Consider the following 12,558-nt stretch of genomic DNA (forward strand, 5'->3'; position numbering starts at 1 on the left):
GGAAGTAGACCTCCCGAGGCCGGCGGCCGGTCCGGACGACGCCCCTGGCCTAGATCCGCGAACGGCGTACAAGTTCCCACTACGTGTAACTGTTCAGCTGGTTCCGTCGGCCGGGAGTCCCCGTGCGAGGCGACGCCGCCAGGCCCGGCCAGGTCCCAGCTCCCCACAGCGGGCGCCCCCACCCGGGTGTGGGCAGTCACGACGCCGGGGAGGTTGCGGTTGCCCACACCGCGGCCACCCCCACCCACGTGTGGGAAGTCGCGACGCCGCGGAGGCTGCGGCTGCCCACACCGCGGCCACCCCCACCCACGTGTGGAGAGTCGCGACGGCTAGGAGGCTGTGGCTCCCCACACCGCGACCACCCACACCCACGTGTGGGGAATCGCGACGCCGGGGAGGCTGCGGCTCCCCACACCATGGCGACCCACAGCGGGTGTGGGGACCCGTCACGGCCGGGACGTCCCGGCTCCCCACAGCGACGGCCCTCAGGTCCGCCACGGAAGGCCACCGCATCGGAGGGTGAGCGGCGCGAGAACCAGCTGAACAGTTCCACTATGTAGACCATTCGCTCACATGGTGGGATCGCTCAAGACCTTGGAGAGTTGCGCCCACATACGGGCCATAACTCTCCAAGGTTCACATACGGCCGGAAAAAGCTGCCGGGCAATAGCCGCATTAAACGAAAAAATTATCGTCCACAATGGACGGGGGTCCCGCAATGCGGACGCTGGCCCAAGATGTGGTCGCCGGTCCCAGCAGGCGGCCACCTGTCCCACAGAATGGAACCACCACGCAGCCGTGCACCGTTGCTCGTGCGGCTCCGCTGTCATCCGGCCACGCAGCCCCAGCCGACCCGGCCGATACCGGAAATGTCGTATATGCAAGAGTGGCGGGCACTGCGGAGGTGGCGGGCACTGGGTGGGCTAGGACATGACGTCGCCGCAGGTGCGTAGGGGGGATGCCACCCGGGAGCGGGACTGCCACGCCGACCACAGCTCCGCGTACCGGCCACCCGCCGTGACCAGATCGTCGTGGGTGCCCTCCTCCACCACCCTTCCGTGTTCGAGCACCACAACACGATCCGCTGTCGCCGCCTGCGTGAGCCGGTGCGCCACCAGCAACGTCGTGCGGCCCTTGGTCGCGGCCATCGCGGACTCCTCCAGCTGCCGCGCGCCCGCACTGCCCGCCTCCGCGGTCGCCTCGTCCAGGATCGCCACCTGCGGGTCCAGCAAGACAAGCCGGGCCAGCGCCAGCTGCTGCGCCTGCGCCGACGTCAGCGGGCGGCCGCCCTCGCCCACGAGCGTCTCCATGCCGTTCGGGAGCCGCATCACCCAGTCGAGAGCACCGACAGTATCGAGCGCCGACTCGACCTCACTCTCCGTAGCCGACGGGCGGGCCAACCGTACGTCATCGATCAGGGCACCGGCGAACACGTGGGTCTCCTGGCTGACGATCGCCACGACGCCCGGGGCGAGCTGATCGACGGGCACGCCGCCGACCCACGCCGTGCCCGAGACGGGCCGCAGGATGCCCGCGGCGATCGAGGCCACCGTGGTCTTCCCGGCCCCGGTCGAGCCGACCAGCGCGACCCGCTCCCCGGGCGCCACCCGCAGCACCACCTCGCCGAGCACCGGCACCCCGGACTCGTACCCGAAGCTGACCCCGTCCAGCGTGAGGTCCGGGACCACCGGAACGATCGTGCCCACCGGCGCCACCGGCAGCGTCCCCACCCCGACGAGCCGGGCCAGGCCGGCGCCCGCCTCCTGGATCTCGTCGAAGATGTAGAGGATCTCGGACACCGGCGTGAACAGCCGATGGATGAGCACCGCCGCGGCCGCCGTCTCGCCGACCGACACCCACCCCGCCCGCACGAACCAGAACCCGGCGACCAGGATCGTGGCGAGACTGGCCAGCTCGGCCCGGTTGATCCGCCCGACGAACCGGGTGAACAGCGTGAACACCCCGACAGACATCTCCCGCGCGCGCTCCGAGGCCTCCTCGATCCGGTCCAGGTGGCGTCGTTCCAGCCGGTACGCGTGCACGGTGCGGACACCTTGCAAGCTCTCCATGAGCAACTGGGACCGGGACGCGACCGCCGCCCGTTCGCCCGCGTAGATCGGCGCCGAGCGGGGCAGATACCAGCGCAGCGCCAGCAGATACAGCGGCAGCGCCGCAAGCCCCGCCAGCCCGAGCCGCCAGTCGAGCCCGAACATCGCCGTCACGCTGAGCGCCGCCAGCAGGCTCGCGGAGATGATCGTGGGGAGCACGTCGGCGGCCGCCCGTCCGACCGCGGCCACGTCCGCCCCCACCCGGGACAGCAGGTCCCCGCGCCCGGCCCGGTCCAGCACGGTGGCCGGCAGCCGCAGCGCCACCGCCACGGTCTGTTCCCGCAGTGCCGCCAGGATGCGCTCGGCGAGACGGTTGACCAGCACCGACGTAACCCCGCCGGCGACCCCGCCGAGCAGCGCCGCACCGGCGATGAGGAACGCGATGGGCAGCAGCGCCCGCGGCGGCGCCCCCGCGCGGACCAGATCGACCAGCCGGCCGAGCGCGGTGACCGGCACGACCGACGAGGTCGCCGCCGCCAGCCCGGCGGCCGCCGTCCCGGCCACCTCGAGCTTGTGCTCCCGCAGCCGGGCAAGGAACCACGCGCACGTCCGGGCGGACGAGGCGATCGGCAACGCCGCGCCGGTCATCGCAGCACCGCCGCCCGGTAGTCCGGATCGGTGGCCGCGAGCAGCTCGTGCGTCCCGGTGGCCACGACGATCCCGCCGCGCAGCACCACCACCCGGTCGGTCACCGCGAGCAGGGCCGGGCTGGTGGTGACCAGCAGTGTGCGCAGCCGGGAGCCGGGCCGGTGCCGCAGGTCGCGGATGCCCCGGGCGATGGTGTGCTCGGTGACCGCGTCCACCGCGGTGGTCGGGTCCTGCAACACCAGCATCGCCGGGGTCGCGAGCAGTGCCCGGGCCAGCGCCAGCCGCTGCCGCTGGCCGCCGGAGAGCGCCGCGCCGCGTTCGGAGATCTCGTGGTCGAGCCCGTCGGGGTGCGCGGCGACCACGTCGTCGGCGGCCGAGGCGCGCAGGGCGTCCTCGACCGGGCCGCCGCGCAGCAGGTTCTCCCGGATCGTGCCGGTGAACAGGTCGGGGTGGTGCGGGACGACGAGCACGTCGGGTGATCCGTCCTCGAAGAGTTCGGTGAACGCGGCCGCGTCGGGCGTGACCACGACACCCACGCACTCGCCGTCCAACGGGGTGAGCGGGGCCTGTCCGCGGGCCGCCGCGGCGACCGGTGTGGACCGCAGCACCCGGGTGATCCGGTCCGCGGAGGCACGCACGGACGCGATCCAGCCGGGCGCGGTGGCCAGGGTCGCGAACGGGTCGGCCAGGAACGCGGCGAGGCCGATCACGGTGACGAGCTGGCCCACGGTGATGTGCCCGGTGAGCGCGGACCACCCGGCGAGGATCGCGATGCCGCCGGCCAGCATGGTGCTGACCGTGGTGGACGCGGCCAGGAACGTGCCCTGCGTGCGGGCCGCCGCCATGGTCACCCGCAACGATTCCCGGCTCACGTCGCGGTAGCGCGCCGCCGCCGCGTCCTGGCCGCCGATCCCGCGCATCGGCCGCAGCCCGGTGACCAGGTCGGTGGCCAGCGAGGACGCCCGCCCGGCGACCTCCTGACGGTGGGCGACCCGGTGCGTGATCCGGGGCGCGGCGCGGCGCAGGGCCAGCACCACGAGCGGCGTGCCGATCAGGACCACGAGCCCGAGGCGTACGGAAATGAGACAGAGACCGACCGCACTGACCGTGGTGGCCGTCAGGGCCCCGGTGATGCGAGGGATGTAGTCGAGCAGGTAGGACGTGTGGTCGGCGTCGGTGGCCGAGATGGTGAGCACGTCGCCGGTGCGCACCTCGGCGCGCGGGTCGAGCACCTTGGCCGCCACCTCCAACCGCAGCAGATGGGCCTCGTCCGCGATGGCCCGCATGATCTGTCGCGCCCCGGTCCGGTAGGCGGCGGTGAGCACCAGGAACAGCCCCGCGAGCGCGGCGATCCACAGGATGAGCCGGCCGGTCGAACCGGTCGCCACCGCGTGATCGACGATCACGCCGATCGCGATCGGCACGAGGGCCTCGCACCCTTGATGCAGCCCGACGAGGAGGCTTCCGGCGACGAGTCGCCACCGATTCCGGACGAGCGCGCGCCGCAGGATGTTCGGGGGGACGTCGCGGCTCATCGTCTACCGACCTTGGCCCGACCGGCCGGTCAGATCAAGACTTCGGGACACTCTGATCTGAAAAAATCACTCTCTGTGATTTCGGCCTCTTGACGGAGAGTGATTTCTCACTAAGGTGGCAATGGTCCGTTTAATCCAGATAGCCCGGTACGGGGGTTTGATCGTGGCCGATTACGACCTGGCAGACTCGGTGGTCCGCGGGCTGTCCGCGATGGCGCTGGCGGCGCATCCGTCGACCGGGCGGTTCCTCGCCCTGGCGGTCGGCCCCCGCGACCTGATGGCCGACGTGGCCCGCACGGTCGAGCGGCGCGAGATCGACTTCGGCGGCTACGAGGACGCGAGCATCTTCCTGCTCGTGCTCGACCGCGAGACCGGGATGCCGGCCGGCGCCGGCCGGGTGATCGACGGTGGCGGCCGCACCCTCGACGAGGCGCCCGAGCTCACCGGCTTCCCGCTGTCGTCGATGGTCGACGCCCACGAGCTGTACGACGGCAAGATCTGGGATCTCGCCGCGGTCACGGTGCTGCCCGGCTACCACGACACCAAGGCCGGCTCGCTGCTCTATCGCACCTTCATCAATGCCTGCCGGCGGGCGGACGTACGCCACGTCGTGGCGATGATGAACGAGCGGGAGCACCGCGAGCTGGCGTTGCTGGGCATCCCGTTCGTACCGATGGCCGGCTCCGGACCGTTCGTCTTCGGCGACGAGAAGAAGAACACCAGCGCCCTGTACGCGGCGTTCGACGAGCTGGAGCAGTCGATCGCCGAGCAGGGCGAACGCCTCGGCAAGATCGGATCCGGGTACGCCGGTGAGATCACCGCGCGCGGTTTGCGCCGGTTGTTCGCCCGCCGCCAGGCCGCCCGCGTCTCCGCGCAGGTCGCCACCGGCGACGGCCTCGACGAGCAGATCATGCTGCCGGGCCTGGAGCGCCGCAGCCTGCTCAAGCGCCGATAAGCGGCCGCCGGCAAGCGCGCTACCAGCGGTCGAGCCGCGCGGACAACACCGACAGCGCGGCCACCCCCGCGGTCGACGTGCGCAGCACCTCGGTGCCCAAGCGGACGGCCCGCGCCCCGGCCTCGACAAACGTCTGCAGTTCCGCGTCGGTGATGCCACCCTCCGGCCCCACCACCAGCACGATCTCGCCGGTCGCCGGAAGCGTCGCGGTGGTCAGCCGCTCGGTGGCCTCCTCGTGCAGGACGAACGTGGGCAGCCGGGCGGCGACCTGCTTCGTGGAACAGTCCGGATCGCCGCCGACCGTGGGCAGCCACGCGCGCCGCGCCTGCTTGGCCGCCTCGCGCGCGGTCGACACCCACTTGTCCCGCGCCTTCACCCCTCGGTCGCCCCGCCACTGGGCGACCGATCGCGCCGCCGCCCACGGGACGATCTCGTCCACCCCGATCTCGGTCATCGCCTGCACGGCCAGCTCGCCGCGGTCGCCCTTCGCGATGCCCTGCACCACGACCAGCCTCGGGTCGGGTGGGGAGGCGTACGCGCGCTCGCCGAGGATGACCTCGACGCTGCCGCGACCGACGGCAGTGACCTCGGCGGCGGCGCTGGCACCGCGGCCGTCGGCGAGGATCAGCGCCTCACCGGCACGCAGTCGCTGCACGGTGGCGGCGTGATGGCCCTCGGGGCCGGTCAGGGTGAACGAGTCACCATCGGGCAGGACGTCGACCAGGAACAGCGGCGCGGACACGCTCGCACGCTACCTCCTCGCGTCGCGGAAGCTTTCCAGGATCAGCCCGAGCGTGCCCTGCCCGGACGGCCAGGACGCCGTCGTCGAACGCCAGTCGATCAGGAAGTCGCCGTCGACGCGCTGCAGCCCGCGCATCGAGCCGTAGGTGAACTCCCACACCGCGTCCGGCGGTTCCGGCAGTTGCTCGATGCGGATGCGGTGATAGCCCGGCTTGAGCCAGAACTTCTGCTCCTGCGCCACGAGCGTGGAGACGGTGTCCTCGCCCTCGACCCCGTGCCATCGGCTCACCCGTACGCTCTGCCGGCCGCTCGGCCCGGTCATCAGCAACGCGCCGTCGTCCTCGCGGCTCACCTTCCATCGGGCCGGCACCGCGATCCGGAACCCGGCCGGATCGTTCCACCAGGTGAAACCGCTCGGCGGGAGGGTGGTCGCGGGCGCCACCGCCGCGGTGACCGGACCGGCCTGCGACGTCGTGCTCTCGCCCAGCACCCGCGAACCGCCCAGCGCGGTCACCGACACCAGCGCGAGCCCGGCCGCCACCGCGACCCGCCGGCGCCGGCCCGGCCCGCGGACCACCCGGCGCATGCGTTTCGCCGCCTCGTCCGCGGTCAGCCGCTCGGCCGGTTCCCGTCGCAGCAGCCCGGTGATGACCGGGGTCAGCGGCCCGGCGCGCAGCGGCGACTCCGGCGCGGTGTCGGCCAGCGCCTGCAGCACCTCCTCCGAGGTGCTGCGGTGGTACGGCGGCCGGCCCTCGACCGCGTGGTAGAGGGTCGCGCCCAGCGACCACAGATCCGACTCCTCGGTGGCGATGCCGCGCCGTAAGCGTTCCGGCGCAAGGTATTTCGGCGAGCCGAACGCGATGCCCGCACTGGCGAGCGCGGCCATCCCGGCGCCGGTGACCACCGGCCCGAAGTCGGTGAGCAGCACCCGCCCGTCGTCGCCGATCAGCACGTTGCCGGGCTTGACGTCGAGGTGCAGCAGCCCGGCCCGGCCGGCGGCGCCCAGCGCGGCGAGCACGGCCAGCCCGATCTCGGCCACGCGGCGCGGCGGCACCGGCCCGGTCTCCTCGATGATCTCGAGCAGCGAACGGCACGGGATGTACTCCATGACGATCCACGGCGCGCCGCCGTCGTCGAGCACGTCGCGGATCCGCACGACGTTCGGGTGGCGGACCCGGGCGAAGGCGCGCGCCTCCTTCAGGGTCCAACCACGAACCAGTTCCGCCTCGGCGGCGGTCAGCCCGTCCGGCGGCGGGCACACCTTCAACGCCACCGGGCGGCCGAACCGCTCGTCGGTGGCGAGCCACACGCTGCTCAGGCCCCCCGAACCCAGCGGCCGGACGATCCGGTAGCGAGAGGCCACCCGTTGGCCCACCGCAGTCATGACGTCACCCTCCGCGCTCAACATGAACTTTACGTGTTCCAGGGAAGGGAAGCTTCAGTTGCTTCCGAGGGGTGGGATCGAGGGCTCGACCACAGTTGATGTCCGGCGTAGCGTCGTGCCATGAGGGTTCGCGGACACCTGCTCCCTTGTCTTTGCGCCGGCCTGCTGGCCCTTTTACCGGCAGGCACGTCTGTGCGGCAGCAGGCCGCTCCCGCCCCGCCCCACCAGCACGTCACCGCCGCGACCGCGGCGGCCGCGCCGGCTGATCTTGCCATTCGCTTCGAGGCGCTCCTCGGCCAGCACTCGGTCCTCGCCGCCGACCTGATGCGCAGCCGGATCCGCGGCGACGACGACTTCGTGCAGGCCGCCAACGCGGCCCTCGGCAAGAACACCGCGGACATGACCGACCTGATAGGACAGCTCTTCGGCGCCCCGACCGCGCAGCAGTTCGCACCAAAGTGGTCGGAGCACATCGTGGCGCTGTTCGCCTACGCCGGAGCCCTTGCTAACCAGGACGAGCAGGCACGCAAGGAGGCGAACGAGGAGCTCACCGAGTACGAGTCCGAGCTGGGATCCTTCTTCGCCGGCGCCTCGCACGGGCGGCTCGCGACGAAGGACGCTCAGGCCGCGGTCGTGCAGCATGTCCGACATCTGACAGACCAGGCCGACGCGTACGCCAAGGGGGACTACGCGACCGCAGACGATTTGTACCGAATGGGCTATCAGCACACCTACGATCTGGGCCTGACCCTGGCGAACGCGCTGTTACCGCCGAAGCAGAGCGCGGTCCTGCGCGAGCCGATCTGGCGGTTGCGCTCGCAGCTCGGCAAGCTGCTCGCCGAGCACGCGGTGCTGGTCGAGGACGTGACCCGAGCGGCGGTGACCGGCACGCCCGACTTCAAGGCCTCCGGCGACATGATCAACGCGAACACCCGCGACCTGACCGGCGCGATGGACACCCTCTTCGGCGCCCAGGCGGCCAAACAGTTCCAGGCGTTGTGGGGCGACCACGTGGAGAACCTGGTGGCGTACTCGTCGGCGATCGCGGCCCGCGACCAAGCCCGGCAGCAGCAGGCGAACGACGCGCTGCGCGGCTTCGAGGACAAGATGGCCGCGTTCCTGGCCGGCGCGACCGGCGCCCGGATGAGTGCGCCGACACTTGCCGCGGCTCTGCTCGGGCACGACGAGATGCTGCTGCGGCACGCCGACGCCTACGGGACGCGCGACTACACGCAGGCGCACAACGTCGCGTACGAGACGTACGAGAACATGTTCGAAATGGCGCGTCAGCTGGCCGACGCGTTCGGTGCCACGGTGGCCGCGCGCCTGCCGCAGGGTGGTGCCCAGACCGGATACGGCGGGATGGCCGCCGTGGTCGGATCGCGCTGACATGGCGGCGTACCGGACGCTGGTGGTCGTGGGCCTCGCGCTGGGCCTGCTGACCGTGCTGTCCGGCGCGCAGGCCCCAGCGGTCGTCGCCTCCGCATCCCGGCCCGCCGCCGTCCCGCCGCCGGAGGTCTCCTTCCAGTCGGCGCGCGACTACGACGCCGTCGCCAAGCCCGTACGGCTGCGCATCCCCGCCCTCAAGGTCAGCACGTCGCTGGAACCGCTGGGCCTCGCGACCGACGGCACCATCGCCGTGCCCACCCGCACCGACGTCGCCGGCTGGTATGCCGACGGGCCGCGTCCCGGCCAGGCCGGTCCCGCCGTCGTGCTCGGCCACGTCGACTCGCGCGAGGGGCCGGGCGTCTTCATCGACCTGGTCACGCTCAAACCCGGCGCGCTGATCAAGGTGGACCGCGCCGACCGCACGTCGGTGACTTTCCGGGTGACCGGCGTGCGCCGCGTTCCCAAGACCAAATTCCCCACCGATCTCGTGTACGCCCCGACGCTCGACCCGGCGCTGCGGCTGGTGACCTGCGGAGGCGGCTTCGACACGACGCGTAGAAGCTATCGAGACAATGTCATCGTCTTCGCCGACCGGGCGTAACCGGCTGCGCGCGGCGCTGGCCGCGGTGGCGTTCCTGCCCGTGTTCGCCCCCAGCCCGGCGCCGTCCGGTTCGTTACCGGTCATCGCGGCGCTCAGTGGCGGCGGCGAGACGGCACTCGTCGCCGACCTCGGTGCCCCGGCCGGGGACCGCACCGTGACGGTGACTCGTGGAGGCGTACGGGAAGAAGCGCGGTTGGAGCCGGTGATGTCCGACGGCCTGAACCTGGCGCTGGTGGTGGACACCTCGACGGACGGGGCCGCGGCGTTACCGGCCTGGTTGAGTGCGGCGGCGCGGTTCGCGTTGGAGGCGCCCGGGTCAGCGCGGTCCGTGGTGATCACCGCGGGCGACCCGGCGACGGCGGTGATCGCGCCACAGCAGGGCCCGCTGGCGGTGGTGCGGGCGCTCGACGGGATCCGGCCCTCCGGCGATCGCGACACGGTGGCGGCGCTGACATTGGCGACCACGCAGTTCCCGCAGGCGGCGCCCGGCCGGCGGCTGGTCGTCCTCTACACGACGGCCCCCGGCGCGGACCGGCAGGAGGCCGAGTCGCTGGGCGCCCGGTTGCGGGAGTCGGGCACGATACTGGTGGTGGTCGGCACGTCCGACGCGAACCGATTCTGGACGGACACCGCCGCCGCCACCGGTGGGTTCTTCGCGCCCGCCGGAAACCCGGTGGTGGTTCCGGCGCTCGATCAGGTGCAGACGACGCTGCGCGGGCGTTATCTGATTCGCTTCCGGACGCCGCCGTCGCTGCCGGCCGACGTCAACGTGCGGGTGGAGAGCCCGGATCTGACGTTGACCGGAAACGCGGTCGTCACCGGATCCGATGCCGGTGGCGGCGACCGGTGGGTCATCGTCGCCTGGGCCGCCGGCATCACCGTGATCGTGGTGGTGGCGGTGGCACTCGTCGCCGCCGGGCGCCGGTCTCGCCGGCCCGCGGCGCCGGTCAAAGCTTCGCCCGGTGCGTTGTCCGGGTTGCCGTCTGGAGCAACGCCAGGTGCGCCGGGTGGGACCCCGTCTGGGATCCCGCCCGGCGCGCTTCCCGGTGCCCCGCCCGGTTTCGCACCCGGTTCCACGCTCGGTTCCGCATCCGGTTCCACGCTCGGTTCCGCATCCGGTCCCGCGCCCGGTTCCGCACCCGGTTCCGAGCCTGGGGCACCGCCCCCGATTGCCCGGGGCCGGGCCTCGGTCCCCCGCCGAGACCCGAACCTCTGACGGCTCTCACCAGGCCTGCGGCGCCTGCGTGCGGGTGGTGACGTTGAGCCGGTTGAACAGGTTCGTCACCGCGATCCACAGGATCACGCCGGATAACTCGTTCACGTCGAAGTGCTTCGCGGCCTCGTCCCACACCTCGTCCGGGACGGCATCCGGCCGGTCAGCCAGGCGGGTGGCGTATTCGGCCAGGTTCAGCGCGGCGCGCTCCGGCTCGGAGTAGTACGGCGTCTCCCGCCACGCCGGGACCGAAAGCATCCGCTCGTCGGACTCGCCGGCCTTCCGCATGGCCCGGGCACCCGCGTCGACGCACGGGCCGCAGCCGTTGATCTGGCTGGCCCGCAGATGCACGAGCTCCAGGACCTTCGGATCGACCCCCGACGAGTGCGCCGTTTTGTAGAGAAGGTTGATGGCCTTCGCGGTGTCGGCGAGCATCTCGTTCGGGAACTCCATTCGAGCCTGCATGATGATTTCCTCCCTGGTGGGTACGCCGGTCACATCGGCGTCCTTTGCTTCGTCAGACATACGACGAGGCACCGCGAGCAAACGTGACCGTCGTGACGTAGGTCACAAAGGGGGATGAAATGGCTTTTGAGGACGCACGTCCGCGCTTGGTGGCGATGGCCCATCGCATGCTCGGTTCGGCGACCGAGGCCGAGGACGCGGTGCAGGAGGCGTGGCTGCGTTACAACCGCGTCGACGGCGCCGACATCCAGAACGAGGACGCCTGGCTGACCACTGTGGTCGGCCGGATCTGCCTGGACATGCTGCGCTCCCGCAGCTCCCGGCGCGAGGAGGAGTTCACCGTCGAGCCGTCGTCACCCGCCGCCGGCCCGGAGCAGCAGGCGCTGCTGGCCGACTCGGTCGGCGTGGCGCTCGTGGTGGTCCTGGAGACGCTCTCCCCGGCCGAACGCCTGGCCTTCGTCCTGCACGATCTGTTCGCCGTCTCGTTCGACGAGATAGCCCCCATCCTGGACCGTTCCCCGGAGGCCACCCGCCAGCTCGCCAGCCGCGCCCGGCGCCGGGTCCGCCAGACACCGGCCGCCGAGGGCCGGGCCGACCGCCGCATCGTCGACGCGTTCCTGACCGCGGCCCGCGGCGGCGAGCTGGAGACGTTGGTGACGCTGCTGGACCCGGAGGTCAGCATCCGGGTGGACGGCCGCGCGCAGGAGGGCGGCTCGGACCGGGTGGCGCACTTCTTCTCGGGGCGTGCCCAGGCGGCCCGCCCGGCCCTGGTCGACGGCCAGGTCGGCGTGCTGGTGGCGGTGGCCGGCGAGACAAAGGCGATCCTGCGGGTGAGCATCGACCACGAGCAGATCACCCAGATCGAGGCGATCACCGACCCCGCGGTGCTGGCCACCATCGCGGTGGTCCCGCTCCCGTAGTCAGAGAGAAAGCACGATGCGGGCGCGTGGCCTCACCGGTTGCCGGGCGCTGCCACGCGCCGGCCAGCGCGCGCCCGCGTCAGCCACCGCCCACGCGTCAGCCACCGCCCACGCATTGGCCACCGCGCAGGCGTCAGCCACCGCGCAGGCGTCAGCCACCGCCCACGCATCAGCCACCGCGCAGGCGTCAGCCACCGCCCACGCATCAGCCACCGCCCACGCATCAGCCACCGCCCACGCATCAGCCACCGCCCACGCGTCGGCCAGTGTGTCGCACCTCGTGCTCCACCGTCACGCGGACCTGGGCGGGGTCCGCTTCGACGCTGGCGCTCCGGTGTTGCGGCCGCGGCGAGCAGGTGCGAGCTGGCGCCCATGCGCCTCGCCGCTCGCCCTCTCCTTAGCCCGCGCCACCTCCTCATATACGACATTTCGCTTATCTGGCCGGGTCGGCTGAGGCTGCTGGACGGCCGGGCTCGGCGCGCGGCTACGTAGCGCTTCCATTGTTTGGGACGGGCGACCACTTGCTGAGACCTGCGACCACATCGTGGGCGAGCGTCCGGAACGTGGGATATCCGTCCATTGTAGAGCGCGCTTTTGTCAGCCAATGCGCCGTTCGCCCGGCGGGCTTTTCCGGCCAGAGGTGAACCTTGGAGAGTTCG

Annotated in this window: 10 protein-coding genes; 5 read left to right on the top strand and 5 right to left on the bottom strand. The window is 72.0% G+C overall.

All coding sequences use genetic code 11. The features are described 5' to 3' along the window. Positions 1-923: 923 nt before the first annotated feature. Together HH310_RS32895 and HH310_RS32900 are read right to left on the bottom strand one after the other, a co-directional pair. Positions 924-2,696: an ABC transporter ATP-binding protein gene (locus HH310_RS32895; RefSeq protein WP_169179610.1), complete on the bottom strand. Its 1,773-nt coding sequence runs from the start codon at positions 2,694-2,696 to the stop codon at positions 924-926. Continuing rightward, positions 2,693-4,231, bottom strand: coding sequence for an ABC transporter ATP-binding protein (locus HH310_RS32900; RefSeq protein ID WP_169179611.1), 1,539 nt, complete (start codon positions 4,229-4,231; stop codon positions 2,693-2,695). The genes HH310_RS32895 and HH310_RS32900 overlap by 4 nt, the downstream gene beginning before the upstream one ends. A 121-nt stretch (positions 4,232-4,352) precedes the next feature. Between HH310_RS32900 and HH310_RS32905 the strand changes: the two genes are divergently transcribed. Beyond that, positions 4,353-5,186: a hypothetical protein gene (locus HH310_RS32905; protein ID WP_169179612.1), complete on the top strand. Its 834-nt coding sequence runs from the start codon at positions 4,353-4,355 to the stop codon at positions 5,184-5,186. A gap of 19 nt (positions 5,187-5,205) precedes the next feature. On the opposite strand, the gene HH310_RS32910 is transcribed toward HH310_RS32905, so the two are convergent. Together HH310_RS32910 and HH310_RS32915 are read right to left on the bottom strand one after the other, a co-directional pair. Beyond that, positions 5,206-5,928: a 16S rRNA (uracil(1498)-N(3))-methyltransferase gene (locus HH310_RS32910; protein ID WP_169179613.1), complete on the bottom strand. Its 723-nt coding sequence runs from the start codon at positions 5,926-5,928 to the stop codon at positions 5,206-5,208. 9 nt (positions 5,929-5,937) lie between these two features. Beyond that, a complete protein-coding gene (locus HH310_RS32915) occupies positions 5,938-7,311 on the bottom strand; it encodes a serine/threonine-protein kinase (protein WP_169179614.1) in 1,374 nt (457 codons plus the stop codon). A 120-nt stretch (positions 7,312-7,431) separates the two neighbouring features. On the opposite strand from HH310_RS32915, the gene HH310_RS32920 reads away from it, so the two are divergent. Genes HH310_RS32920 through HH310_RS32930 form a run of 3 tightly spaced genes read left to right on the top strand, consistent with a single transcriptional unit; the run spans position 7,432 to position 10,517 of the window. After that, positions 7,432-8,700 carry a hypothetical protein gene (locus tag HH310_RS32920; protein ID WP_211192906.1) on the top strand — a complete coding sequence of 423 codons (1,269 nt, stop codon included), beginning with the start codon at positions 7,432-7,434 and terminating at the stop codon, positions 8,698-8,700. Between the two features lies 1 nt (position 8,701). Continuing rightward, positions 8,702-9,301: a class F sortase gene (locus HH310_RS32925; protein WP_169179615.1), complete on the top strand. Its 600-nt coding sequence runs from the start codon at positions 8,702-8,704 to the stop codon at positions 9,299-9,301. Continuing rightward, entirely contained in the window at positions 9,273-10,517 is a 1,245-nt protein-coding gene (locus tag HH310_RS32930; RefSeq protein ID WP_169179616.1) for a hypothetical protein, read from the top strand. The genes HH310_RS32925 and HH310_RS32930 overlap by 29 nt, the downstream gene beginning before the upstream one ends. 6 nt (positions 10,518-10,523) lie before the next feature. On the opposite strand, the gene HH310_RS32935 is transcribed toward HH310_RS32930, so the two are convergent. Further along, positions 10,524-11,039 (bottom strand): carboxymuconolactone decarboxylase family protein, encoded by a 516-nt coding sequence (locus HH310_RS32935; protein ID WP_248294652.1) that lies wholly within the window; start codon positions 11,037-11,039, stop codon positions 10,524-10,526. Positions 11,040-11,098: 59 nt separating this feature from the next. Between HH310_RS32935 and HH310_RS32940 the strand changes: the two genes are divergently transcribed. Next, on the top strand, positions 11,099-11,899 hold the full coding sequence (locus HH310_RS32940) for a sigma-70 family RNA polymerase sigma factor (protein ID WP_169179617.1): 801 nt from the start codon (positions 11,099-11,101) through the stop codon (positions 11,897-11,899). The last annotated feature ends 659 nt before the right edge of the window (positions 11,900-12,558 follow it).

Origin of the sequence: Actinoplanes sp. TBRC 11911, assembly GCF_012933445.1 — a bacterium.
GTDB lineage: Bacteria > Actinomycetota > Actinomycetes > Mycobacteriales > Micromonosporaceae > Actinoplanes.

Excerpts from the sequence above, each read along its gene's own strand:
- HH310_RS32920 (WP_211192906.1), top strand. The coding sequence starts at position 7,432 with ATGAGGGTTCGCGGACACCTGCTCCCTTGTCTTTGCGCCGGCCTGCTG.
- HH310_RS32935 (WP_248294652.1), bottom strand. The coding sequence starts at position 11,039 with ATGTCTGACGAAGCAAAGGACGCCGATGTGACCGGCGTACCCACCAGG.
- HH310_RS32895 (WP_169179610.1), bottom strand. The coding sequence starts at position 2,696 with ATGACCGGCGCGGCGTTGCCGATCGCCTCGTCCGCCCGGACGTGCGCG.
- HH310_RS32915 (WP_169179614.1), bottom strand. The coding sequence starts at position 7,311 with ATGACTGCGGTGGGCCAACGGGTGGCCTCTCGCTACCGGATCGTCCGG.
- HH310_RS32925 (WP_169179615.1), top strand. The coding sequence starts at position 8,702 with ATGGCGGCGTACCGGACGCTGGTGGTCGTGGGCCTCGCGCTGGGCCTG.
- HH310_RS32900 (WP_169179611.1), bottom strand. The coding sequence starts at position 4,231 with ATGAGCCGCGACGTCCCCCCGAACATCCTGCGGCGCGCGCTCGTCCGG.
- HH310_RS32930 (WP_169179616.1), top strand. The coding sequence starts at position 9,273 with ATGTCATCGTCTTCGCCGACCGGGCGTAACCGGCTGCGCGCGGCGCTG.
- HH310_RS32905 (WP_169179612.1), top strand. The coding sequence starts at position 4,353 with ATGGTCCGTTTAATCCAGATAGCCCGGTACGGGGGTTTGATCGTGGCC.
- HH310_RS32940 (WP_169179617.1), top strand. The coding sequence starts at position 11,099 with ATGGCTTTTGAGGACGCACGTCCGCGCTTGGTGGCGATGGCCCATCGC.